This is a genomic window from Streptomyces sp. NPDC002793 (genome assembly GCF_040295485.1).
In the GTDB taxonomy this organism is placed as follows: domain Bacteria; phylum Actinomycetota; class Actinomycetes; order Streptomycetales; family Streptomycetaceae; genus Streptomyces.
Window position 1 is genome coordinate 20,802 of the sequence record NZ_JBEOVL010000045.1, and the last position, 23,934, is coordinate 44,735.

16 protein-coding genes are annotated in these 23,934 nt (G+C 72.2%); 4 read left to right on the top strand and 12 right to left on the bottom strand.

Annotation, left to right across the window (positions count from 1 at the left end):
• Positions 1-163: 163 nt before the first annotated feature.
• The 4 genes from ABT001_RS30160 to ABT001_RS30175 all read right to left on the bottom strand — a co-directional run bounded on the left by ABT001_RS30160 (position 164) and on the right by ABT001_RS30175 (position 3,781).
• The gene (locus ABT001_RS30160) at positions 164-502 is read right to left on the bottom strand and encodes a putative WhiB-interacting protein (protein WP_502967547.1); all 339 of its coding nucleotides are present in this window, start codon (positions 500-502) and stop codon (positions 164-166) included.
• 17 nt (positions 503-519) lie between these two features.
• Positions 520-888: a WhiB family transcriptional regulator gene (locus ABT001_RS30165; protein ID WP_031091240.1), complete on the bottom strand. Its 369-nt coding sequence runs from the start codon at positions 886-888 to the stop codon at positions 520-522.
• Between the two features lie 170 nt (positions 889-1,058).
• On the bottom strand, positions 1,059-1,391 hold the full coding sequence (locus ABT001_RS30170; RefSeq protein WP_351284001.1) for a hypothetical protein: 333 nt from the start codon (positions 1,389-1,391) through the stop codon (positions 1,059-1,061).
• 167 nt (positions 1,392-1,558) lie between these two features.
• Positions 1,559-3,781, bottom strand: a complete 2,223-nt coding sequence (locus tag ABT001_RS30175) for an ATP-dependent DNA helicase UvrD2 (RefSeq protein ID WP_351284004.1) — start codon at positions 3,779-3,781, stop codon at positions 1,559-1,561.
• A 181-nt stretch (positions 3,782-3,962) separates the two neighbouring features.
• Between ABT001_RS30175 and ABT001_RS30180 the strand changes: the two genes are divergently transcribed.
• Positions 3,963-4,205, top strand: coding sequence for a mycoredoxin (locus tag ABT001_RS30180; protein WP_351284006.1), 243 nt, complete (start codon positions 3,963-3,965; stop codon positions 4,203-4,205).
• Positions 4,206-4,532: 327 nt separating this feature from the next.
• On the opposite strand, the gene nudC is transcribed toward ABT001_RS30180, so the two are convergent.
• From nudC to ABT001_RS30205, 5 genes are all read right to left on the bottom strand, one after another.
• Positions 4,533-5,480 (bottom strand): NAD(+) diphosphatase, encoded by a 948-nt coding sequence (gene nudC / locus ABT001_RS30185; protein WP_351284009.1) that lies wholly within the window; start codon positions 5,478-5,480, stop codon positions 4,533-4,535.
• Between the two features lie 44 nt (positions 5,481-5,524).
• Entirely contained in the window at positions 5,525-6,919 is a 1,395-nt protein-coding gene (locus tag ABT001_RS30190; protein WP_351284011.1) for a dipeptidase, read from the bottom strand.
• Between the two features lie 10 nt (positions 6,920-6,929).
• Positions 6,930-10,424, bottom strand: a complete 3,495-nt coding sequence (locus ABT001_RS30195) for an ATP-dependent helicase (protein ID WP_351284014.1) — start codon at positions 10,422-10,424, stop codon at positions 6,930-6,932.
• Between the two features lie 63 nt (positions 10,425-10,487).
• Positions 10,488-13,853: an ATP-dependent helicase gene (locus ABT001_RS30200; protein WP_351284016.1), complete on the bottom strand. Its 3,366-nt coding sequence runs from the start codon at positions 13,851-13,853 to the stop codon at positions 10,488-10,490.
• A gap of 340 nt (positions 13,854-14,193) precedes the next feature.
• The gene (locus ABT001_RS30205; RefSeq protein ID WP_351284018.1) at positions 14,194-14,607 is read right to left on the bottom strand and encodes an MGMT family protein; all 414 of its coding nucleotides are present in this window, start codon (positions 14,605-14,607) and stop codon (positions 14,194-14,196) included.
• A gap of 214 nt (positions 14,608-14,821) precedes the next feature.
• Between ABT001_RS30205 and ABT001_RS30210 the strand changes: the two genes are divergently transcribed.
• From ABT001_RS30210 to ABT001_RS30220, 3 genes are all read left to right on the top strand, one after another.
• Positions 14,822-17,542 (top strand): lysylphosphatidylglycerol synthase domain-containing protein, encoded by a 2,721-nt coding sequence (locus ABT001_RS30210; protein WP_351284020.1) that lies wholly within the window; start codon positions 14,822-14,824, stop codon positions 17,540-17,542.
• 77 nt (positions 17,543-17,619) lie between these two features.
• Positions 17,620-19,218, top strand: coding sequence for an alpha/beta hydrolase (locus ABT001_RS30215; protein WP_351284023.1), 1,599 nt, complete (start codon positions 17,620-17,622; stop codon positions 19,216-19,218).
• Between the two features lie 83 nt (positions 19,219-19,301).
• Positions 19,302-20,798 carry an alpha/beta hydrolase gene (locus tag ABT001_RS30220; RefSeq protein ID WP_351284025.1) on the top strand — a complete coding sequence of 499 codons (1,497 nt, stop codon included), beginning with the start codon at positions 19,302-19,304 and terminating at the stop codon, positions 20,796-20,798.
• A 66-nt stretch (positions 20,799-20,864) separates the two neighbouring features.
• Here ABT001_RS30220 and moeZ read toward each other — a convergent pair whose 3' ends face one another.
• The 3 genes from moeZ to ABT001_RS30235 form a co-directional block, all read right to left on the bottom strand.
• Positions 20,865-22,043: an adenylyltransferase/sulfurtransferase MoeZ gene (moeZ, locus tag ABT001_RS30225; protein ID WP_351284027.1), complete on the bottom strand. Its 1,179-nt coding sequence runs from the start codon at positions 22,041-22,043 to the stop codon at positions 20,865-20,867.
• A gap of 84 nt (positions 22,044-22,127) precedes the next feature.
• The gene (locus ABT001_RS30230) at positions 22,128-22,955 is read right to left on the bottom strand and encodes a spherulation-specific family 4 protein (protein WP_351284029.1); all 828 of its coding nucleotides are present in this window, start codon (positions 22,953-22,955) and stop codon (positions 22,128-22,130) included.
• Positions 22,943-23,908, bottom strand: coding sequence for an NAD-dependent epimerase/dehydratase family protein (locus ABT001_RS30235; RefSeq protein WP_351284032.1), 966 nt, complete (start codon positions 23,906-23,908; stop codon positions 22,943-22,945). The genes ABT001_RS30230 and ABT001_RS30235 overlap by 13 nt, the downstream gene beginning before the upstream one ends.
• Between the last annotated feature and the right edge of the window lie 26 nt (positions 23,909-23,934).

Below are 23,934 nucleotides of genomic sequence, written 5' to 3' on the forward strand. Positions count from 1 at the left end.
AACCACGCCGGACATGAGGCGAGGGCGCTTCCGGGGGGGAGCGAACCTCGTGCGGCACTGCGCGGCGCAGGGCCGGCCCGTTCGGACCGGCCCTGCGGCAGGGGAAAGGTGGCTGCCTCCGGGGCCGAGCGCTGGCCAGGCAGCCGTACTGCTGGTGGGGCCGTCAGTGCATGACGGCCATGGCGAGCGCCCGGCGGGCGCGCATCGAAGCACGCTCCGCACGGCGCTGCATCCGCCTGGCGGCCACCGGTCGCACCGCCTGACGTCCCTCCTCGGCCTCCCTCAGGCGGTCGTGCATATGCGCACGAGCCAGGGCTTCTGGGATGAGTTGCATCTCGCGGGTCCTGTTCTGACGCGAGTCGTTCGCGCCGATGATGGTGACGTCCGGGGTCGCGGAGCCGACGGGCTCCCTCGTGGTGGTGGTCATTGGTGCCTGATTCCGGGGGTCATGGGTCTGGGGACGGTCGATGGTTCCGATGCGCTTCTTACGTGTGGGGGACATGACCCCCAGGCCGGCGGTCACGCCGCGACCGGGTTCTTGCGCGGACGGCCACGCGGCCGCTTGCGGGCGACGACGACGCCCTGCACGAAGAGCTCGCCACCCCAGACGCCCCAGGGCTCGCGGCGCTCCTTGGCTCCGGCGAGGCAGGCCTCCATCAGCGGGCAGGTCCGGCAGAGGGACTTGGCGTACTCGACATCGGCCGGCGACTCGGCGAAGAAGACCTCCGGGTCGTAGGAGCGGCAGGGGACGGGTACGCCGAGGTTCTCGATGGCGTCGTCGAGCGCGGTGAGCGCGGTGAGGGGGATCAAGGTGGAGTCCTCCGTGAGGCCGGGCGGGGAGATCGTGTCGGAAGGCGGTACGGACGGGGCGTGCGTCTCGAGTTGCACGGTGGCGTTGTCCTCGTCTGGTCGTGCCGGCCTGTTGGCCGGTTGGCGGCTGGTACCAGGTGCTGCTGTCCCGAGGCTCCTTCGTCTCGTCTCATCCGTTCGGACAAAACAAAAGGGCCGCGGATCCCGAGTGGGGTTCCGCGGCCCTGAAGGCGCCGGCCTGATTCGTATCAGGCTGGATCACTCCAGGGTTCAGGCCCACGGAAGGCCCACATCGTGTGGTGCTGCGTCGTCTGCTTTTCGGCTCCGGCACCGGCTGCGGCTGCCGCAAAGGCATAGGCCGAGGCCTGTCCCTTCACTACTGCTGCTGCTTCCGGTGCCTCGGTCGGTCGCTCATTGCGCTCCCGGACGGGCAGGCTCGCCAGGGACAGAGGGCTGACTCCGGAGACGCCGGACACACCGGTGCCACGAAGCGAGAGCGCCGAAGAGCGGGTGAGGCCGAGCGAGCATGCGGAGACGATCGACGGATCGGTCATTTTGATGGTGTTGATGATGCTGATCACGACAATCGCCTCCTCTCGGCGTCTCAAGGGACCGGCCGGGGCCGATCCTGCGGTATTCGGATAAGTACAGCACGGAGTCAGGGCTTCAGAGAAGTCGCTGTTCCCGTGGTTAAGAACCTATGGTGCTTGCCGCTGCGGGCGCAAACTATTTTTTCGACGAGTTTTCCTCACACGTCGCCGTCGCCCTCCTCCGGCTCCCTGCCCACCTCCTGGCCTGCGCAGATGGCCAGAACGTCGGTCCCGAACCGGGTCAGCTTCCGTTGGCCGACACCGGAGATGACGACGAGCTCGCCCTCGCTGCCCGGCACCGCCTCGGCGATCGCCATCAGCGTCTTGTCCGTGAAGACGCAGTAGGCGGGCTGGCTGATCTCCTTCGCCCGCTCCGCGCGCCACTCACGCAGCCGCTCGTACAGCCCCTCGTCCATGTCCGAGGGACAGTCCTCGCAGCGCATCAGCTTCATCTCACCGGCTTCGGTGAGTGTCTTGCCGCAGACCCGGCACAGCACCGGGCCCCTCCGGGACGGCCTGACCGGCTTCTCCCTCCCGATGGTGCCCGCACCCGCGCGGGAGCCACGGTCGATCCCCCCACCCCCTCCGGCGCCGCCGCGCGCGACCGACGCGGCCGAGCCGGGGCGCAGTCCGTTCAGGAAGCGGGTCGCCCGGCGGTTCCCGCGGCCTCCTGGCGACCTGGACAGGGCCCAGGACAGCGAGAGGTGGAAGCGGGCCCGGGTCACGCCGACGTACAGCAGCCGGCGCTCCTCCTCGACCTGCTCGTCCGTCTTGGCGTAGGCGATCGGCATCATGCCCTCGGTGAGCCCGACGAGGAAGGCCGCATCCCACTCCAGGCCCTTCGCCGAGTGCAGCGACGCCAGGGTGACGCCCTGAACCGTGGGGGCGTGCTGGGCCGCGGCCCGCTCGTCGAGTTCGGCCACGAGATCGGAGAGCGTGGCGCCCGGCTTGGCCTGTTCGAAGTCCTCGGCCAGTCGCACCAGCGCGGCGAGGGACTCCCAGCGGTCCCGCACCGCTCCCGAGCCACCGGGCGGCTTGGAGGTCCATCCCTTCGTGGAGAGCACCGCCCGCACCTCGGAGGGAAGGTCGTCGGCACCGTCGAGCAACGAGTCGTTGCCTCCCGCGCGGGCGGCGCCGCGCAGGGCCACGCCCGCCTCCCGCACCTCGGGGCGGTCGAAGAAACGCTCGGCCCCTCGTAGCTGGTAGGGCACGCCCGCGTCCGCGAGTGCCTGTTCGTAGACCTCCGACTGGGAGTTCACGCGGTACAGCACGGCGATCTCACCGGCCGGGACCCCGGCGGCGATCAGGTCGCGGATCCTCCGTGCGGTGCCCTCCGCCTCGGCGGGCTCGTCCGTGTACTCCGTGTACACGGGCTCGGGGCCCTTGTCCCGCTGCGAGACCAGTTCGAGCCGGTGCTCTGCCGCCTTGCCCCTCGCCTGGCTCAGCAGGCCGTTGGCCAGGTGGACGACCTGAGGTGTCGAGCGGTAGTCCCGCACCAGCTTCACCACGGTCGCATCCGGGTGACGCGTACGGAAATTGAGCAGGTGGTCAGGGGTGGCACCGGTGAAGGAGTAGATCGTCTGGCCTGCGTCACCGACGACGCAGAGGTCGTCCCGGTCACCGAGCCAGAGATCGAGGAGCCGCTGCTGGAGCGGGCTGACGTCCTGGTACTCGTCGACGACGAAGTGCTGGTACTGACGGCGCACATGATCGGCGATGTCGTGCCGGTCCTGGAGGATGCCCACGGTGAGCAGCAGCACGTCCTCGAAGTCGATCACCGCCCTGTCCCGCTTCAGCTGCTCGTACATCCCGTAGATCTGCGAGAGCTCCGCCGGGTCGCGCGGCGCGTCGCGCTGGGTCTTCACGACCGCGGCCGGGTAGTCGGCGGGCACGGTCTGGGTGACCTTGGCCCATTCGATCTCGCTGGTGGCGTCCCGCAGCTCGTTGCGGTCGAGCCGGATCCCGCAGCGGGCCGCGGCCTCGGCGACGAGCTGGACCTTCCGCTCCACCAGACGCGGCAGCTCACCACCGACTGCTTTCGGCCAGAAGTACTGGAGCTGGCGCAGGGCCGCCGAGTGGAACGTCCGGGCCTGGACGCCGGTCGCGCCGAGCTGACGGAGCCTGCCCCGCATCTCCCCGGCCGCCCGGTTGGTGAACGTGACGGCGAGCACGGTCGTCGGCTGGAGGATCCCGGCCCGCACCCCGTAGGCGATGCGGTGCGTGATCGCCCGCGTCTTGCCCGTCCCCGCTCCGGCCAGCACGCACACCGGTCCGCCGAGGGCCAGCGCGACCTCGCGCTGCTCCGGGTCGAGCCCGTCGAGCACGGCGTCCGCGGAGTCGGGGACCTGGGGGAAGAGGGTGGAATGCGTCGCTGCTGTCACCCTGCCATGCTGCCAGGTCGTGCAGGGCAGCAGCGGCGGTTGTCCACAGGGGGTGCCGTTCGTCATACCGGTCGGGAGACCTCGGGGAATGGTCGTCAGGTCCCGTACGTTCCCCGTACGGGACCGCACGGGTGCGGTCCCGCATCCAGCGAGACGGACAAGACAAGGGAGCGCCGACGACATGCCGGGCACTGTGACGATGTACAGCACCACGTGGTGCGGCTACTGCCGCCGGCTCAAGGGGCAGATGGATCGCGAAGGCATCGCGTACACCGAGGTCAACATCGAGCACGACCCGGACTCGGCGGCCTTCGTCGAGAAGGCGAACGGCGGAAACCAGACGGTTCCGACCTTGCTGTTCCCCGACGGTTCGACGCTGACCAACCCCTCGCTGGCTCAGGTCAAGCAGAAGGTCGGCGCCTGACCCCAGGAGTCGGTCACGTACGGCGGCGGCCCCGGCGGAAGCGCTCCGGGGCCGCCGCCGTGTCGTCAGCGTTTACGGGACATCCTTCGCCACCAGCTCGGGCGTGCTTCCGCCTCCCGCCCAGGGGCCGACTCCGCTCCCGGCTCCCTCGCCGGGCCCTGCGCCAGGTACCGCACGGCGGTCCTGATGCGGTCGAAGGTCGCTATCCGGTTCTGTTGCTCCCCGGGCAGGACGACGCCGGGTTCGGACATGACCGGGGACTTCACCGGGCGGTCCCGGCATCCGGACGGCGTGGGTTCCACCCGTGCGCGGGCCGCCCGCCCCCGGTCAGCCGGCGTTGCCCGGCCGCGGGAGCGGCTTGCCGTACCAGAGCTCGATGAGGCGCGCCGCGATCGAGACGCCGAACGGGGGCAGCACCTCGCCCGAGTCGAAGGCGGCCGTCAGGTCCTCGCGGGAGAACCAGCGGGCCTCCTCGATCTCCTCGCCGTCCACGTTGATCTCGAAGGACGTGGCGCGCGCCATGAAGCCGAGCATCAGGCTGGACGGGAACGGCCAGGGCTGGCTGGCGATGTACTCGACCTCACCGACGGTGATGCCCGCCTCCTCGAAGACCTCGCGGGCCACGGACTGCTCGATCGCCTCCCCCGGCTCGACGAAGCCGGCGAGCGTCGAGAAGCGGCCCTCGGGCCAGTGCACCTGGCGTCCCAGCAGGGCGCGGTCCTGGTCGTCGGTGACCAGCATGATCACCGCCGGGTCGGTTCGCGGGTAGTGCTCCGCCCCACAGGCCTGGCAGCGGCGGATGTGTCCGGCCGCCGCGATGACGGTGCGCTCGCCGCAGCGTGAGCAGAAGCGGTGCAGCCGCTGCCAGTTCTCCAGGGCCACCGCGTGCACCATCAGGCCGGCGTCGCGCGGGCCGAGGAGCAGTCCGGCCTCGCGCAGGCCCGCGGGGCGTGCGGACTGGTCCATCCGGCCAGGAAGGGAGTCCTTCTGGAGCGCGAAGTAGCGTACGCCGTCCTCGTCGGTGCCCAGGAAGTAGCGGTGGGTCTCGGTGACCGGCGCCTCGAAGGCGGGCGTCATGACGAGCTCGGTGCCACCGTCGGGGGTGTCGTCGATGAGTGCCTGGCCCCCGGAGACGACGAAGACTCGGGTCGTCGGGTGGCTCCAGGCCGCGGCGAGCCAGGCCTCGTCGAGCCGGTGGTGCGCGGCGCGGTCGATGCCGCTGGGCGCCGTGAGACCGATCGGGCGGTCTGCGGTGGCGTTGTCGAAGGTGGTCACAGGTGCTTCCTACTCCCCCGGGGGTGGATCGGGCGTTCAGAGATTCAGCGGAGTGCGTCGGCCAGCTCGCCCCACAGGTGGGCGGTGGTCTCCACGCCCTTGAGGAGGAGGTCCAGCTCGACCTTCTCGTCGGGGCCGTGCCAGCCGTCGGACGGCACGGAGATGCCCAGGAAGAGGACGGGCGCGCCGAGCACGTCCTGCAGGTCGGCGGCGGGTCCCGAACCTCCCTCGCGGGTGAAGAGGATCTTCGTCCCGAAGGCCCGTCCCATGGCGCGGGCCACCGCCTGGAGGGCGGGGTGGTCCAGCGGCGTCAGGCAGGGGCGGGTGGCCGGCGCGAAGGTGATCCGGTGGCGCACACCGGCCGGGACGCGGGACTCGGCCCAGGCGCGGACCGCCTCCTGGATCCGCTCCGGGTCCTGGCCGGCGACCAGCCGGAAGCTCAGTTTCGCCAGGGCGGACGAGGGGATGACGGTCTTGCTCCCGGCGCCCTGGTAGCCGCCGCCGATGCCGTTGACCTCGGCGGTGGGGCGGGCCCAGACGCGCTCCAGGGTGGAGTAGCCGGCCTCGCCCGCGGTGGCCCGCGAGGACGCGGTGCGCAGCCAGGTGTCCTCGTCGAAGGGCAGTTCCGCGAAGAGGGCACGCTCGGTCTCGGTGAGTTCGGTGACCCCGTCGTAGAAGCCGGGCACCGCCACCCTGCCGTCCGTGTCGTGGAGAGCGGCGACGAGACGGGCGAGGGCGGTCGCGGGGTTGGGGACGGCCCCGCCGAAGGACCCGGAGTGGATGTCCTGGTCGGGCCCGTGCAGCTCGATCTCGCATTCGGCGAGGCCGCGCATGCCGGTGCAGACGGTGGGGGTGTTCTCGTCCCACATCCCGGTGTCGGACACGATCACGACGTCGGCCGCGAGGCGGGCGGACCGCTCTTCGGCCAGGGCGCGGAAGTGCGGCGAGCCGGACTCCTCCTCGCCCTCGACCAGAAGCTTGAGGTGTACCGCGGGGGCCGTCCGGCCGGTCGCGGCGAGGTGGGCGCGGACGCCGAGTGTGTGGAAGAACACCTGGCCCTTGTCGTCGGCCGCGCCGCGTCCGTACATCCTGCCGTCGCGGATCACCGGTTCGAACGGATCGGTGCTCCAGCCGTCCTCACGGGCGGCGGGCTGCACGTCGTGGTGCCCGTAGACGAGGACGACGGGTGCGTCCGGATCCTCCGAGGGCCACTCGGCGAAGACGGCGGGGGCGCCGGGTGTCTCCCAGATCTCGGTGACCGGGAATCCGGTGTCGGCCAGCTTGCCGGACAGCCATTCGGCGCTGCGCCGTACGTCTCCGTCGTGCTCCGGCTGGGCGGAGACCGACGGGATGCGCAGCCACTCGGCGAGGTCGTCGAGGAAGGCCGCGCGGTGCTGCTCGGTGTACGTACGGACGGCGCTGTCCGGGGTGTCGCTCATGCTCATGAGCCTATCGGCCCTGCGGAGGTGGCTCGTCCAGCAGGAGCTTCTCCAGCTCCTCCCGGCCCGGCAGTCCGGTGGGGTGGGACGTCTCCCCGGTGCGGACGTACAGGAAGGTCGCGGTGACCGCTTCGAGCGGCAGGCCGTGCAGTTCCGCCCAGGCCAGGCGGTAGACGGCGAGCTGGAGCGGGTCGGCCGCGCGGTGCCGGCCCGTCTTCCAGTCGACGATCTCGTAGGTGTCCCCCGTGCGGTAGACCGCGTCGATCCGGCCGCGGATCACCCGGCCCCCGAGCGTGATCTGGAACGGGGTCTCGACGCGGTACGGAGTGCGCCGGGCGTACGCGGTGCGCTCGAAGGCTTCCTTGAGCTCGGCGAGGTCGCGTTCGTCGGCGATCTCCGCGTCGCTCTCGTCGCCCCCGGGGAGTTCGTCCGGGCCGAGCATGGGCAGCGGGAGTTCCTCGAACCGGGACTCCACCCAGGCGTGGAAGCGGGTCCCCCGCCGGGCTGCGGGCTGCGGGGGGCGGGGCATCGGACGGGCGAGCTCCCGTGCGAAGCCCTCCGGGTCGTCGGCGAGGTGCAGCAGCTGGGTGGCGGAGAGCGTGGCGGGTACGACGACGTCCCGCACGGTGGCGCGGGAGCGGCGCAGCTCACCGGCGAGGGCGTCGAGGTCACGGTCCCAGGAGGCGAGGGTGCGGGACTCCTCCGGGGTGAGGCCGGCGTCCGCCGGGGCGCGGGCGGCGGGCACGTGCGGGGTGGGAGCGTGCGGACCGGCATGCGCGCCGGGGTGTGGACCGGCGTGCGCACCGGCTTGCGGACCGGGGTCGCCGTCCGGGAACGGATCGTCGTACGGGGCGTCGGCCTCCGCGTAGGACGGCTCCTCAGGCTCCTCAGGAGCGGGCCCGTCGTCGTACGGCGGCTCGTCCTCGTACGAGAGCTCCGGGGCGAGCTCCGGCTCCTCGTACACATCGGGCACCGGAGCGGCCGCCAGCGCCTCCAGGTGGGCCAGCACCGTGTCCCGGGCGGCGCGGCGGCGGGCCATGGCGGTGTCGTCGAGCGGCAGGGGCCAGGCCTGGTCCGCGTCGCCGTCCTGGAGGGCCGGGTTCTCCTCGTCCTCGGCGGGCTCGTCCGTCCAGACCTCGATCTCGCCGTACCCGGCCGCGCAGTGTTCGTACAGCGCGTCCAGGAAGGCCGAGGGGCCGCGTGGCTTCTTCTGGGACGGCCCCCACCAGTGGCCGGAGCCGAGCAGCAGGCTGCGGGGGCGGGTGAACGTGACGTAGCCGAGGCGGAGCTCCTCGGTGCGCTGATGCTCCTTCAGCTCGTCCTTGAACGCCTTGAGGCCCTTGGCGTCGAAGGAGTGGAGGGTGGGGAGCGTGGCGGCGTCGCCGCGCAGGGGGTGCGGGAGGACCCGGGACTGGGTGGTCCAGGCGTCCCGGGACTGCGTGCTGGGGAACTGGCCGCCGACGAGGCCGGGCACGGCGACGACGTCCCACTCCAGGCCCTTGGACTTGTGGGCGGTGAGGACCTTCACCGTGTTCTCTCCGCCGGGCAGGGCGTTGTCGAGGCCCTTCTCGTACTGCGCGGCGGTGCGCAGGAAGCCGAGGAAGGCGAGCAGGGTCGCCTCCCCGTCCACCGCGGCGAAGCCGGCGGCGACGTCCAGGAAATTAGCGAGGGTCTCGCGGCGGCGTGCGGCCAGGGCGTGCGGCGAGGCGGAGAGTTCCACTTCCAGGCCGGTGGTCGCGAGGACGCGGTGCAGTACGTCCATGAGGGGGTCGGCCAGCGAGCGCCGGAGGTCGCGGAGCTCGGTGGCGAGGCGGGCGAAACGGACGCGTGCCTCGGCGGAGAAGGGCAGCTGGTCGTCCTCGGACCCGCCGGACTCCAGGAAGGTGTCGAGGGCGTCGGCGAGCGAGATCACCTCGGCGGGGTCGATGCCCTCGACCGCTTCCGCCAGGCGCTGGTCGGGGTCGACGTCCTCGTCGCCGGGGGCGGAGCGGTGGACGAGCAGGCGGGCGCGACGTCCCAGGAGGGCGAGGTCCCGGTGGCCGATGCGCCAGCGCGGTCCGGTGAGCAGCCGGACCAGGGAGGCGTTGGCCCCCGGGTCCTGGAGGACCTCGCAGACGGCGACGAGGTCGGCGACCTCGGGGAGGTGCAGCAGGCCGGAGAGGCCGACGACCTCGACCGGCACGTCCCGGGCGACGAGTGCTGCCTGGATGCGGGGGAAGTCGCCCGCGGTCCGGCACAGGACGGCGATCTCCCCGGGTGGCGTGCCGGTCCGTACGAGGTGGGCGAGCGAGCCGCCGAGCCAGTCGATCTCCTCGGCGTGGGTGCGCAGGAGGGCGCACCGGACCGTGCCGTCCCGCTCGGCCCCGGGTGCGGGGCGCAGTGCCTCGACCCCCTCGTGCATGGCGCGCAGGGGTTCGGCGAGTCCGTTGGCGAGGTGGAGGAGGCGGCCTCCGCTGCGGCGGTTCTCGCTGAGGGAGTAGCGGGTGGCGGGGGTGCCGTCGGCGTGCGGGAAGTGCTGCGGGAAGTCGTCGAGGTTGGCCACGGAGGCACCGCGCCAGCCGTAGATCGCCTGGCAGGGGTCGCCGACCGCGGTCACGGCGTGGCCTCCCGTGCCGCCCGCACCTCCCGCGCCTCCGGCACCGAACAGCGCGGCCAGGAGCAGTCGCTGGGCCACGGACGTGTCCTGGTACTCGTCGAGCAGGACGACCCGGAATTCGTCGCGCAGGAGTGCGCCGACCTCGGGCCGGGTGAGGGCCAGTTCCGCGGAGAGGGCGATCTGGTCGCCGAAGTCGAGGAGGTCGCGGCCGCGCTTGGCCGCCCGGTAGCGGCGGGTCAGGTCGAGGAGCTCGCAGCGGGCCTCCGCCGTCTCGGGGAGCTTGCGCAGCTCGGCGTTGGTGAGCCTGGCCGTCTCCAGGGTGTGGAGCAGCTCGGTGTCGTGCTCCGTGAGCTGTTCGGGCCGTACGAGGTGTTCGGCGAGCTCGGCGTCCAGGGCCAGCAGGTCGCTGACGAGGGTGGGGAAGGACCGGGTCAGCGCCGGGTAGGGGCCGGGCGCCTCCCGCAGCACCCGGGCGGCGAGCTGGTAGCGGGTGGCGTCGGCGAGGAGCCGGGTGGTGGGTTCGAGGCCGATCCGCAGTCCGTGGTCGGTGAGGAGCCGTCCCGCGAAGGCGTGGTAGGTGGAGATGCTGGGCTCGCCCGGGGGGTTGTCCGGGTCGATGACGTCGGGGTCGGTGACCCCGGCCGCGACGAGGGCCTTGCGGACCCGCTCGGCGAGCTCACCGGCGGCCTTGTTCGTGAAGGTCAGGCCGAGGACCTGCTCCGGCGCGACCTGTCCGGTCCCGACCAGCCACACCACACGGGCGGCCATCACGGTGGTCTTCCCCGAACCGGCTCCGGCCACGATCACCTGCGGGGCGGGCGGCGCGGTGATGCAGGCCGTCTGCTCCGGGGTGAAGGGGATCCCGAGGAGCTCCTTGAGCTGCTCGGGATCGTCGATACGGGAGGTCACTCCCCAGAGGCTAACCGGACGCACCGACAAACGCGGTCCCGCGCACGGACCGTGACGGGGCGGTCATTCGATGATCTGGCGGCCTTCGGGCTGCGCGCTGCACGAGGCCTTGAAGGTGCAGTGCGTGCAGTGCTGGCCGGTCGTCGGGGTGAACCGCTCGTCCAGGACCCGGCCGGCCGCCGTGGCCAGCAGATCGGATACCCACTCCCCGGAGAGGGGGTCCTGTGCCTGCACCTTGGGCAGGGCGTCACCGCCCTCCTTCTTCGGCGCGGGCTGGCGCAGCTGTACGAGTTCGGCGCCTCCCAGGTCCGGACGGTGTCCGTCGAAGACCTCGTCGACGGCACCTTCCCTGACGGCCAGCTGGTACACGGCGAGCTGCGGGTGGGAGGCCACCTCGTCCTTGGTGGGCGCTCCCTTGCCGGTCTTGAAGTCGACGACGTACGCCCGGCCTTCGCTGTCCTGTTCGACGCGGTCCATGGAGCCCCGGATGCGCACGGCGTACTCACCGGCTTCGAGGGTGACGTCGAAGTCGTGCTCGCCGGCGACAGGAGTGCGGCCGGTGCGGTCCATGACGTGCCAGCGCAGGAAGCGTTCCAGGGCCGCGCGTGCCTGGTCCTTCTCCTGGTGTGATTTCCAGGGCGCGTCGAAGACGAGTCCGTCCCACACGGAGTCGAGGCGTTCCATCAGGACGTCCAGGTCGGCGGCGGTCCGTCCGGAGGCCACCTCGTCGGCGAGTACGTGCACCACGTTACCGAAGCCCTGGGCCGCCGTCGCGGGGGCGTCGGCCTTCACCTCGCGGCCCAGGAACCACTGGAGGGCGCAGGTGTTGGCGAGCTGGTCGAGCGCGCTCCCGGAGAGCGCGACGGGGTGGTCCCGGTCGCGCAGCGGGACCTCGGAGCGGGTGGGTTCGTTCAGCCCCCACCAGCGGTACGGGTGGGCCGCGGGCACCAGTGGCTGGCCCTCGTCGTCGGTGAGCGCCGCGAGCCGGGCGAGCCGGTGGGCGGCGGCGTCTCGCAGGGCCTCCGAGGCGGCGGGGTCGACGGTCGTCGCCCGGAGCTCGGCGACGAGCGAGGCCACCGCGAGCGGGCGGCGGGGACGCCCGGTGACGTCCCGTGGCTCGACACCGAGCTCGGTGAGGAAACGTGAGGGCTGGTCGCCGTCGTCGGCGGGGGCCTTGACCGCGGTGACGACGAGACGGTCACGGGCCCGGGTCGCGGCGACGTAGAACAGGCGGCGTTCCTCGGACAGGAGGGCCCCGGGGGTGAGGGGTTCGGCCAGGCCGTCGCGCCCGATGCGGTCCGCCTCCAGGAGCGATCCCCGGCGCCGCAGGTCGGGCCAGAGGCCTTCCTGTACGCCGGCGACGACGACCAGGCTCCATTCCAGGCCCTTGGAGCGGTGCGCGGTCATCAGGCGTACGGCGTCCGGGCGCACGGCTCGCCGGGACAGGGTGTCGGCGGCGATGTCCTGGGCGTCGACCTCCTCCAGGAAGTTGAGCGCGCCGCGTCCCCCGGTGCGCTCCTCGGCCCGTGCGGCACTGTCGAAGAGGGCGCACACGGCGTCGAGGTCCCGGTCGGCGTTCCTGCCGCCGGCGCCGCCGCGCAGTGCCGCCCGCTCGAGACGGCCGGGCCAGGGGGTGCCCTTCCACAGGGTCCACAGGGCCTCTTCCGCGGTGCCGCCGCCCTCCAGGACTTCACGGGCGTCACGCAGGAGCGCACCGAGCCGCTGCGCTCCGCGGGCGTACGCCGGGTCGTGCGTGACCAGGCGTTCGGGCTCGGACAGGGCCCGGGCCAGCAGTTCGCCGGACGGCGGCGGTACCCGGTTCCCGGCGGCCCGCTCCTCGTCGCGCAGGGCCCGGCCGAGGCGGCGCAGGTCGGCGGCGTCCATGGAACCGAGGGGGGAGGCGAGCAGGGCGAGTGCGGTCTCGGTGTCGAGCCGTCCGGGCGCTGCCCGGTCGTCCCCTTCGGTCTCCTCCTGCGGGTCCTCGGGATCGTCCTCGGAGGTGTGCAGCGCCGCCGTGGCGACGGTGCGCAGGGCGGTCAGGAGCGGGGCGACCGCCGGTTCGTGGCGCAGGGCGAGATCGTCGCCGTCGACCTCCAGCGGGACTCCGGCGGAGGTGAGCGCCCGGCGCACGGCGGGGATGGAACGGCCGCCGGCGCGTACGAGGACCGCCATGTCCCGCCAGGGCACGCCTTCTTCCAGGTGCGCGCGCCGGAGCAGATCGGCGATGTTCTCCAGCTCGGTGGAGGGCGTGGGATAGGTGTACGTCTCGACGCGGCCGCCCGGGCGCACGGCGGACAGTTCGCGGTGGGCGCGCACCTTGTCCGAGGGCAGGCGCGTCAGCGGCATCCGGCGGGTGAGGAGCCGGGTCGCCTCCAGCAGGTCCGCACCGGAACGTCGTGAGGTGGTGAGGACCCCGACCGGTGCGGGCGCGCCGTCGGCACGGCAGAAGGTGTCGGGGAAGTCGAGGATGCCGTTCACATCGGCGCCCCGGAAGGCGTAGATCGACTGGTCGGGGTCGCCGAAGGCGATCAGGGTCCGGCCGCCGCCGGCACCCGGCGCGGCGGTGCCCTGGTTCCCGGCCAGGGCGTGCAGCAGCCGCACCTGGGCGGGGTCCGTGTCCTGGTACTCGTCGACGAGTACCGCGTCGTAGCTCCGGGCGAGGGCCGCCGCCACCTCCGGCCGCTCGGCGAGGAGGACCGCCCGGTGGACCAGTTCGGCGTAGTCGAGGACCCCCTGTGCGTCGAGGACGTCCAGGTACTCGGCGAGGAACTGGGCGGCGGCGCTCCAGTCAGGGCGTCCGGTACGGCGTGCGAAGGCGGCCAGCGCGTCCGGGCCGAGGCCCAGCTCACGGCTGCGGGCCAGCACCGCCCGCACCTCGTCGGCGAAGCCGCGGGTGGTCAGACAGGCCCGCAGCTCGTCCGGCCAGCGGACATGGGCCAGCCCGGCCCGCTCCAGGCCGAGCTGGCCGGCCAGGAGTTCGCGGACGGTGACGTCCTGCTCGGGTCCGGAGAGCAGGCGCAGCGGATCGGCGAAGAGGTCGGCGTCCTGGTGCGCGCGGACCAGGGCGTAGCAGTACGAGTGGAAGGTGGTGGCCTGTGGGCCCCGGGTGCCGCCGAGCCGGGCCGCCATGCGGTCGCGCAGTTCGACCGCCGCCTTGCGGCTGAAGGTGAGGACCAGGATGCGGGCGGGGTCGGTCCCCCGGGCCACGCGCCGGGCGACCGCCTCCACCAGGGTCGTGCTCTTTCCGGTGCCTGGGCCGGCGAGGACCAGCAGGGGGCCGTCCCGGTGGTCAACCACCGCGCGCTGCGGTGCGTCCAGAAGAGGGGGTTCCACGGAGCCCGGCGGCGTGCGCACCAGCCGGTACGCGCCCGGGGCCCGCCGCCGTGCCTGACGGTGCGGGCTGTTCCGGGTGGAGAAGGGGGAGCTCACGTGGATCGCCGGTCCTGGTGGGTGTACTGGGGTACTCGGTCTGCGCGGTGGCCGGCCATCGGGGCGGCCCGGGTGTGACGTCTGCTGCTGGTGGAGGTGGTGAGGTCCGGCGCGGAAGCCCCGGCTGTGACGCTCGTGACGCTCGTGACGGAAAAGGGAACGGAATCGGGAACGGATGAGGGAGTGGAGCGTGCCGCGTGGGGACGACGCTACGCCAGCGGCGGGGCGGACAGCGGGCTGTGGGCCGCGTCCCCCGTCACACGCCGGGGCCACCGCCGGGCCGCCGCGTCCCGCTCACCGGCCCGGCGCCCGCCCCGGCCGGGCACGGGGGCGGAAACTGTCAGCTGTGAGCTTCGTCGCCCGGACCGCCGGTCACGCCGTCCCATCGGGCGCGCTTCATGTCGAGGCGCGGAACGTGTCCGTCCGCGTCGCGCGGGGCCACGCGCAGCGGCGTGCCCTCCTCGCGGTAGTGGCCGAGCGCCCGCAGTTCATGGCCCGGCAGCAGCGTCCCGTCGGCGCGCACCACACGCCACCAGGGCGCCGCGGAGCCGTACAGGGCCATCACCCGGCCGACCTGTCTGGGACCGCCGTCGCCCAGCCACTCCGCCACATCGCCGTACGTCATGACGCGGCCGGGCGGAATGAGGTCCGCCACGTCCAGCACCCGGTCGGCGTAGACGGGCAGCTCGTCGGTCACGGGGCGGGCGGCGGGCGTGGCCCCCGCCCGGCTGCCGCTCGTCCGGTCTTCGCTCATCCGCCCCATCCTGCCGTACGCCTCCGACAACCGGGACCTGGGTGTCGCGCCGGTCACACACCGTGCACGGGCGGGCGAAGCAGCGTATGTTGCGCATCGCACCCGCGCAATGCACCCTGATGCCCCCCTCTGTCTGCAGGCCGTGCCACCATCGTGCGGGCGGTGACCGGTGACACGAGAAGACGAAGATCCATCAGAGGCTAAGGAGCAGGGCGTGCAGCCACCGAAGGCGGCGGACGCCTCTGATGCGGAGCCGCGCCCGGACGCGCCCGGTACCGGGGATGCCCCGGGGGCGCCGCCGGAGCACGTCTCGGGTTCGACACTCGCGTCGGCCGACACCGGCCTGAGCGACCGCGTCTCGGGCGACGAACCCCTGCTTCCCGCCCGGGTCCATCGCCCCTCCGATCTGCTGCGGCTCCTCGTCGGGGTCCTCGCGATCGCCCTGCTGTTCTTCCTCGCCGCCTTCGCCCAGGGGACCACCACCGGCCTCGAGGACGACATCTCCAAGGGCACCGACCAGGCCCCCGATCTGCTGATCAAGCTCGCGGGTCTGGTGTCCAGCATCGCCGTGCTCCTCGTGCCGGTCGCCTTCGCGATCGAGCGGCTGGTGAAGCGCGACGGTCTGCGGATCGCGGACGGGGTGCTCGCCGCCGTACTGGCACACGGGGTGACCCTGGCCACCGATCTCTGGGTGGCCAGGTCGGCTCCCGGGACGATCCGGGAGGCCCTCACACAGCCCCAGCCCGGGGACGCGCTCACCGATCCCGTGCACGGATATCTCGCGCCCGTCATCGCATACATGACAGCGGTCGGAATGGCCCGCAGACCGCGGTGGCGGGTCGTCCTGTGGGTGGTGCTGCTCCTGGACGCCTTCGCGATGCTGGTCGGCGGCTACACCACCCCGTTCTCGATCGTCCTCACCGTGCTGATCGGCTGGACCGTGGCGTACGGCACGCTGTACACGGTCGGTTCGCCGAACGTCCGTCCGACCGGCCAGCATCTGATGGCCGGTCTGCGCCACGTCGGTTTCCGTCCGGTCGCCGCGATGCGCACCGAGGACGCTCCCGACAACGTCGACCAGAGCGACCGGGGGCGCCGCTATCTCGTCACCCTGGAGCACGGCCCACCGCTGGACGTGACGGTCGTCGACCGCGAACAGCAGGCGCAGGGCTTCTTCTACCGGGTGTGGCGCAGGCTCACCCTGCGCAGCATCACCCAACGCCGCTCCATCCAGTCGCTGCGCCAGGCGCTGGAGCAGGAGGCGCTCCTCGCGTACGCGGCGATCGCGGCCGGGGCCAACGCACCCAAGCTGATCGCCACCTCCGAACTCGGGCCCGACGCCGTGATGCTCGTGTACGAGCACATCGGCGGGCGTTCGCTGGACGCGATGGAGGACGAGGAGATCACCGACGACCTGGTGCGGGGCGCCTGGCGCCAGGTGAAGGCGCTCCAGTCCCGCCGGATCGCGCACCGCAGGCTCACCGGCGACGCCATCCTGGTGGATCGCTCCGGCACCGTGTTCGTCACCGATCTGCGGGGCGGTGAGATCGCCGCCGGAGACCTGGTCCTGCGCATGGACGTCGCCCAGCTGCTCACCACCACAGGGCTGCGCGTGGGCGCCGAACGGGCCGTCGCCGCGGCACTGGCCGTGCTCGGCCCCGACGCCGTCGCCGACTCCCTGCCGCTGCTCCAGCCGATCGCGCTGAGCCGCTCCACCCGGGCGACGCTCCGCAGGATCGCCCGCGAGCGTTCGCAGCGCGAGCGGGAGGCGGTGCTGGAGGCCTCGCAGGCGGCCAAGCAGGCCAAGGCGGAGGAACAGGGCTCGGCGGCCGGCGACCGCAAGGCGGCCCGCAAGTCGCTCCGCACGGAGAAGCAGGCCGAGAAGAGGGCGATGGACGATGCCCTGGAAGAGGCCCGCGAAGAGGACATGCTGGCCCAGATCCGCCGCCAGGTGCTGCTGATCAGGCCGCAGGCACCGGTCGAACCGGTCCGGCTGGAGCGCATCAAGCCGCGCACCCTGTTCAGCTTCATCGCGGGTTCCATCGCCGCCTACTTCCTGATCTCACAGGTCACCGAGGCCGACTTCGGCACGGTCGTGGAGCAGGCGGAGTGGGGCTGGGTGGCGGCGGCGCTCGGTTTCTCGGCACTCAGCTACGTCGCCGCGGCCATGAGCCTGCTCGGCTTCGTGCCGGAGCGGGTGGCCTTCGGGAAGACCGTGCTGGCGCAGGTGGCCGGGTCGTTCGTGAAGATCGTGGCCCCGGCGGCGGTCGGCGGTGTGGCGCTGAACACGCGCTTCCTGCAACGCGCCGGGGTGCGCCCGGGGCTCGCCGTCGCGAGCGTGGGTGCCTCCCAGCTGTTCGGGCTCGGCTGCCACATCCTGTTGCTCGCCCTGTTCGGCTATCTGACCGGCACGGAGAAGACCCCGGACTCGCTCACCCCGTCGAGGACGGTCATCGCGGGCCTGCTCACGGTCGCCGTGCTCGTGCTGGTGGTGACCGCGATCCCGTTCCTGCGGAAGTTCGTCGTCACCCGGGTGCGGTCGTTGTTCGCCGGTGTCGTACCCCGCATGCTCGACGTGGTGCAGCGCCCGCAGAAGCTGGTCACCGGCATCGGGGGCATGCTGCTGCTGACGGGCCTGTTCGTGCTGTGTCTCGACGCGTCGATCCGCGCCTTCAGCGGTCCCGACGTCCCCCAGCTCAGCTACGCCAGCATCGCTGTGGTCTTCCTCGCCGGCAACGCCCTGGGATCCGCGGCGCCCACCCCGGGCGGTATGGGCGCGGTCGAGGGCGCGCTGACCCTGGGTCTGATCGCGGTGGGCCTGCCGAAGGAGGTCGCGGCGCCGGCTGTGCTGCTGTACCGCGTCATGACCCTGTGGCTGCCCGTCCTCCCCGGCTGGATCTGCTTCAACCAGCTGACCCGTAAGGGAGAGCTCTAGAACACACGCGCGAGGCCTGGCCACTCGCATGGACCATGCCTCGCGCGTTCGCCCGCACCCCGCCGCACGATGGGGTCATGAGGAACTCTCCCGCTCTGCGCGCCGCCGCCCTCGCCGCCACCGCCTCCGTGCTGCTGCCCCTGGCCGCCTGTTCGGACGACGGTGACGACGGGGGTACGGGGAGGTCGACGCCGACGGCTGCCTCGACGGCGTCCCCCACCGCGACGGCGGAGGAGTTGTCCTCCCAGAAGCTCGACTGGAAGCCCTGCCCGGCCCCCAACCAGGCGCAGGGCAGCGGCACGGCCCCCTCCCCGCTGCCGGGCGGAGGGTCCTGGCAGTGCTCCTTCATGGATGTGCCGCTCGACTACGCGGACCCGGAGGGCCGGACCATCGAACTGGCGCTCATCCGCTCCGCCGCCAGGAACAAGGACCGGCGCATCGGGTCCCTGATCTTCAACTTCGGCGGGCCGGGCGGCTCCGGCGTGGCCACGCTGCCGTCCTTCGGCACCGCGTACGACACGCTGCGCACCCGCTACGACCTGGTGAGCTTCGACCCGCGCGGGGTCGGCCGTAGCGAAGGCGTCGAGTGCTCGGACGACCGGACGCTCGACGCCCGTTACGAACAGGACGGCACTCCGGACGACGCCGAGGAGGAGAAGGCGTTCGTCGCCGACCAGAAGGCCTACATCGCGGACTGCGAGGAGAACTCCGGGGAGGAACTGCCCTACGTCGGCACGACGAACGCGGCCCGGGACATGGATCTCCTGCGCCAGGTGCTCGGTGACGACAAGCTGTACTACTTCGGGATCTCGTACGGCACCGAACTGGGCGGCGTCTACGCCCACCTGTACCCCAAGAGGGTCGGCCGGGCCGTCCTCGACGCGGTCGTCGACCCGACGGAGAACTCCCTGGAGTCCTCGCTCGGCCAGGCCGAGGGCTTCCAGCTCGCCCTGGACAACTTCACCGCCGACTGCGCCGAGCGGGACGACTGCAAGCTCCCGGGTGCCACGTCCAAGGAGGTCCAGGACTGGATCGCCGGTCTCCTCGGCAAGTTGGAGAAGAAGCCCGTCCCGGGGCTCGGTGATCGGGAGCTGACCGAGACCCAGGCCACCACCGGCATCGCGTCCGCCCTCTACTCCAAGGAGACCTGGCCGTTGCTCGAACAGGGCCTCGACGAGGCCGACGGCGACAACGGCGGGCTGCTGCTCGCGCTCGCCGACTCGCTGAACGGCCGCTCCGAGGACGGGCACTACGACAACTCGAACGCCGCCAACGCGGCCATCAAATGCGCGGACTCCGGGCAGCGGTTCACCCTGGAGCAGACCAGGAAGGCGCTCCCCAGGTTCCGTGAGGCCTCCCCCGTGTTCGGCGACTACCTGGGCTGGGGACTGATGTCGTGCACCGGCTGGCCGGTCACGGGCGCCTGGGACACCCCGGACGTCAGCGCACCCGGCGCCGCCCCGATCCTGGTCATCGGCAACACGGGGGACCCCGCGACGCCGTACGCCGGCGCGAAGGCGATGGCCGCCGAGCTCGGCAGAGGAGTCGGGATCGAGCTCACGTACGAGGGCGAGGGCCACGGGGCGTACAACGGCGGCAGCACGTGCGTGCAGAAGGCCGTGGACGGCTACCTGCTCGAAGGGAAGGCCCCGAAGTCGGGAACGGTCTGCCGGTGACCACTCGTTGGACGAACGGACACAGGTGACACACCCCGGACCGCTCCGAGCGGGCCCCCGGGGACGGGGGAGGGAGCGCGCGCATGCGCGTACATGGACGGGCACGCTTCGGCCTGGCGGCGGCCCTGCTGGTGACGGCGCTCCTCGCGGGGTGCGGCGGCGGGCCGGAGTCGCCGGACTCCTCCAGGGACTCGTCCCGGCCCTTGGACTGGAAGCGCTGCGACGCCCCTGAGGGCGACACCGCGCCGGGCCCCGGCTGGCGGTGCGCCACCCTCGACGTACCCCTGGACCACGCACGGCCGGACGGCGAGACGATCGGCATCGCGCTGATCCGCAAGGCCGCCACGGCGGAGAGCGAGCGGATCGGCTCGCTGCTCTTCAACTTCGGCGGCCCCGGCGGCTCCGGGGTCGGCATCCTGCCCCGCGCCGCCGCTTCGTACAGGGAGCTCAACACCCGCTACGACCTGGTGGGCTTCGATCCGCGCGGGGTGGCGGCCAGCGCGGGGGTCCGCTGCCGCGGCGACGAGGAGCAGGAGAAGGCCTACCGCGAGGTCGACATGACCCCGGACACCAGGGCGGAGGAGGCCGCGTTCCTCGCGGACGCCGCGGACTTCGCCGCCGGCTGCGAACGCCTCTCCCCCACCGTGCTCCCCCACGTCGGCACCTCGAACGCCGCCCGGGACATGGACGCGATCCGCGCGGCGCTCGGCGACAGGAAGCTGTCGTACTTCGGCATCTCGTACGGGACCGAGCTCGGCGGGACGTACGCCCATCTCTTCCCGGAGACCGTGGGGAGGGTCGTGCTGGACGCCGTCGTCGACCCGACGGCGGATTCGGTGGGGCACGCGCGCAACCAGGCGACGGGATTCCAGCGTGCCCTGGAGAACTATCTGAAGGACCGGGGCCAGGACCCGGCGACGGGGGCCCGGCGGATGGCGGAGCTGCTGGAACGGATCGACAAGGACCCCCTCCCGACCTCATCCGGTCGCGAGCTCACTGAATCGCTCGCCATCACCGGCATCGTGACCCCCCTCTACTCGAAGAGCGGATGGCCCACCCTGACGGCCGCGCTCGACGAGGCCGGGAACGAGGGCCGGGGCGACCGTCTGCTCGCGCTGGCCGACTCGTACAACGGCCGTGACGGAGACGGACGCTACGGCACCGAGAGCCACTCCCAGCGGGCGATCTCCTGCGCCGACGCCAAGGCGAGGCCCACGGTCGCGGAGGCCCGGGCGCTGCTCCCCGAATTCCGGCAGATCTCACCGGTGTTCGGTCCGTTCCTGGCCTGGGACACGGCCGGATGGTGCGCGGGATGGCCGGTCGAAGGGGAGCACGACACCCCGGAGGCGAGCGCTCCGGGCGCCGCTCCGATCCTGGTCATCGGCACGACCGGCGACCCTGCGACGCCGTACGAGGGAGCGCGGCGGATGGCCGACGAGCTGGGCGAGGGGGTCGGCGTCATGCTGACCAACGAGGGCGAGGGGCACGGCTCCTACGGCGAGAGCACCTGTGTGACCTCGCTCGTCGACGCCTACCTCCTGGACGGGGAGGTGCCGGCGGACGGGCGGACCTGCTCCTGACGGCCCCGCACGCGAAGGGGCCGGCTCCGGTGCGGAGCCGACCCCTTCGCGTGGACGCGCGTGTTTCTAGTAGACCGGCTTCTCGGGCTCGATCTGGTGGACCCAGCCGATGACGCCGCCGCCGACGTGCACCGCGTCGGCGAAGCCCGCCGACTTGAGGACCGCGAGGACCTCGGCGCTGCGGACACCGGTCTTGCAGTTCAGGACGATGCGCCTGTCCTGCGGCAGGTCCTGGAGGGCGCTGCCCATCAGGAACTCGTTCTTCGGGACCAGCCGGGAGCCCGGGATCGAGACGATCTCGTACTCGTTCGGTTCGCGGACGTCGATGATCTCGATCTTCTCGTCGCCGTCGATCCACTCCTTGAGCTGCTTGGGAGTGATCGTGGAACCGGCCGCCGCCTCCTGGGCCTCCTCGGACACGACGCCGCAGAAGGCCTCGTAGTCGATGAGCTCGGTGACGGTGGGGTTCTCGCCGCAGACCGCGCAGTCGGGGTCCTTGCGGACCTTGACCTGGCGGTACTGCATCTCCAGGGCGTCGTAGATCATCAGACGGCCGACCAGCGGGTCACCGATACCGGCGAGCAGCTTGATGGCCTCGTTGACCTGGATGGAGCCGATGGACGCGCAGAGCACGCCCAGGACACCGCCCTCGGCGCAGGAGGGAACCATGCCGGGGGGCGGCGGCTCCGGGTAGAGGCAGCGGTAGCAGGGGCCGTGCTCGGACCAGAAGACGGACGCCTGGCCGTCGAAACGGTAGATCGAGCCCCAGACGTACGGCTTGTTCAGCAGGACCGCGGCGTCGTTGACGAGATAGCGGGTGGCGAAGTTGTCCGTGCCGTCCACGATCAGGTCGTACTGGGCGAAGATGTCCATCACGTTCTCGGCTTCGAGCCGCTCTTCGTGAAGGACCACGTTCACCAGGGGGTTGATCCCCTGCACGGTCTCCTTGGCCGACTGGGCCTTGGACTTGCCGATGTCGGCCTGGCTGTGGATGACCTGACGCTGCAGGTTCGACTCGTCGACCTCGTCGAACTCGACGATGCCGAGCGTGCCGACACCGGCCGCGGCCATGTACATCAGAGCCGGCGAGCCGAGGCCGCCGGCACCGACACAGAGCACCTTCGCGTTCTTCAGCCGCTTCTGCCCGTCCATCCCGACATCCGGGATGATCAGGTGGCGGGAGTACCTGCGGACCTCGTCGACGGTGAGCTCAGCAGCTGGCTCGACCAAGGGTGGCAGCGACACAGGAACCTCAACAATGCAGGTGGTCGGTTTCTACGTACTTCATCTACGTACGGTTGTTCTCCCGTAACACTGCCACGCCGCCCCTCATTCCGAGATACCCGGTCCGATCCGCGAGACGAATTCGTCCCAGTAGCTGGGCAGTGTCGCAAATGGATCGGTTTGCCCGTCGGTGCCGTTCCGGTCAGTGAAGAAGATCGTGCCCGCCCCCTGCCAGCGGGCGATGCGCATGGCCTCCTCCAGGTGCGTGCGCGGGACCCCGTGGACGAGGTGCGCGAAGCGGCTCGGCTCGTACCCGGCGGTCCACTCGGCCACCTGCGACCAGCGGTAGTCGGTCCATGGCCCCCGGAAGGTGACCAGCTGGTCGGCGGCCTCGGCATAGCCCGGGTACGGGTGGGTGCCGTGGCCGAGGACCAGCCGACCTGTTCCACCGTCCGCGCTGTCGCTGTCCCTCAGGAGGGCGGACAGCGTGCGGGCCAGCCTGCGGACCGGGGGGAGCCCCTCGCGTCCGGCAGGGCAGCGGTCCAGGTAGAAGCCGCCGACGCCGTACCAGTCGAGGTAGGACCGGGCCTCGGTGAGCAGCTCGTCGAGGGTGCGGCTGCCGAAGGCCAGGTCGAGGTGGCCCAGGAGTCTGCCGCCCATCGCCCGTACGGCGTCCTCGGGGGCCTCACCGTGCAGCGCCCTCAGGCGGGCATTGCGCAGCCGTCCCGCGACCTCCAGACAGTGCGGGTCGGGCCGGGCACCCGGTCCGTCGTCGATGTTGAGGACGGCCCAGTGCAGCGGTGTGCCCGGCCGGTCGAGTCCCGCCCACTCGGCGGGCGCGAGCAGCGGATGGGCGTATCCGGGCACCCCGACGCCGAGTTGTTCCGTGGCGCCGGTCCGCAGGGTGGGGCCGGAGCTGGTCAGATACGGCATGCCGCCTCCATCCAGATGTCCGCGAGGGACTCCTCCAGATTGATGCGGGGACGCCAGCCGAGCCGGTCCCGGGCTGTGCGCACATCGGCCTGCTGCCAGGCACCACAGCCGTCGGGGTACGGGGACGGGGTCGCCGCGAGGTGTTCCACGACCGATTCGGTGGAAGCGCGCGGGGCGTGGATGGGGAGCCGGGCGGGGGGCGTGTCGAGCTCGTGGAGCGCGCCCGCGTATCCGGCGACCCTGGCGAGGACCGCCGCCGCGTCGCGCAGCCGCACGGCCCGGCCGGTGCCGATGTTGACGACGCCCTGGGCGGCCGAGAGCGAGGCGGCGTGCACGGCGCGCGCCACGTCACGTACGTCGACGAAGTCGCGCTGCACCCCGAGGCCGCTGAGCTTGAGCTCCGGGTCCCCGGTCTGCATGGCGCGGCGCATGGTCTCCGCGAGCCTGCCGAGCGGGGACCCGGCCGGTGTGCCGGGTCCCACCGGGGAGAAGACGCGCAGCACGACCGCGTCCAGACCGGAGCCGAGGACCAGCTCGGTGGCGGCGAGCTTGCTGACGCCGTACGGCCCTCCCGGCCGGGGGACCGCGTCCTCCGCGGTGGACGAGCCGGGCTGCGAGGGCCCGTACTCGGAGGCGCAGCCGACCTGGACGAGCCGCGCGCTGCATCCGCTGCGGCGCATGGCTTCGCAGACGGTCGCCACGGCCACGGTGTTGTGCCGGGTCAGGTCCCTGGCGCCGCCCCGGGTGGCGCCCGCGCAGTTGACCACGACACCGGGGTGGACGGCGTCCAGGAAACGGGTGAGCGCTCCGGGGCTGCCGCCCGCGAGGTCGAAGCGCACATCGGCGTCGTCACCGCGGCCGAGTGCGGTGAGGTGCACGGCGGGGTCGGCGAGCAGGCGGTCGGCGACGAAGCGGCCGAGGAATCCGTTCGCTCCGAGCAGCAGAACCCTCATCGCGCGCCCCCTCGGTGCCGACGGCG

Bases quoted from the DNA above. Each gene is read 5' to 3' on its own strand.
- ABT001_RS30190 (WP_351284011.1), bottom strand. From the start codon at position 6,919: ATGAGCGACACCCCGGACAGCGCCGTCCGTACGTACACCGAGCAGCAC.
- ABT001_RS30235 (WP_351284032.1), bottom strand. From the start codon at position 23,908: ATGAGGGTTCTGCTGCTCGGAGCGAACGGATTCCTCGGCCGCTTCGTC.
- ABT001_RS30160 (WP_502967547.1), bottom strand. From the start codon at position 502: ATGTCCCCCACACGTAAGAAGCGCATCGGAACCATCGACCGTCCCCAG.
- ABT001_RS30230 (WP_351284029.1), bottom strand. From the start codon at position 22,955: ATGCCGTATCTGACCAGCTCCGGCCCCACCCTGCGGACCGGCGCCACG.
- ABT001_RS30215 (WP_351284023.1), top strand. From the start codon at position 17,620: ATGAGGAACTCTCCCGCTCTGCGCGCCGCCGCCCTCGCCGCCACCGCC.
- ABT001_RS30220 (WP_351284025.1), top strand. From the start codon at position 19,302: ATGCGCGTACATGGACGGGCACGCTTCGGCCTGGCGGCGGCCCTGCTG.
- ABT001_RS30205 (WP_351284018.1), bottom strand. From the start codon at position 14,607: ATGAGCGAAGACCGGACGAGCGGCAGCCGGGCGGGGGCCACGCCCGCC.
- ABT001_RS30180 (WP_351284006.1), top strand. From the start codon at position 3,963: ATGCCGGGCACTGTGACGATGTACAGCACCACGTGGTGCGGCTACTGC.